At 57.7% G+C, this 418-nt stretch carries 1 protein-coding gene; it reads left to right on the top strand.

Annotation, left to right across the window (positions count from 1 at the left end):
* Positions 1-136: 136 nt before the first annotated feature.
* Positions 137-418 (top strand): site-specific integrase (locus ACWGTO_RS33875; RefSeq protein WP_454579005.1); only part of this gene is annotated, 282 nt, incomplete at its 3' end.

Below are 418 nucleotides of genomic sequence, written 5' to 3'. Positions count from 1 at the left end.
GAGGGATTCCCATCGGCGAGAATATCTGATTGAACTAAACCGCTGCCGCGGTAGCTGATGCGCGGGTCTGGCCTGAGGAGGCCCCTGTCTGAGAAGATTTGGTGTCGAGCCAACCTTCCAGACAGGAGAACCCCAGATGGCCCAGATAAGCCCTCTGCGTCAGCGGATGATTGAAGATCTGACGATCCGCAATTTGTCACCGGAGACCCAGCGATCCTACGTGCATCACGTGGCGAAGTTCAGTCGATTTTTTGGACGATCACCCGATCAACTGGGATACGAAGAGGTGCGCGCCTATCAGGCCCACTTGGTGGGCCGAAGGGTCTCGTGGGGCGCGTTGAACCAGACCGTTTGCGCCTTGCGTTTCTTCTACGGCGTGACGCTGGGTCGATCTGATCTGCCTGAGCGGATCGCTTAC

This window comes from Mesorhizobium sp. PL10 (assembly GCF_053714315.1).
The sequence above is the reverse complement of the archived record's forward strand: the minus strand, read 5'-3'. Positions and strand labels throughout refer to the sequence as shown.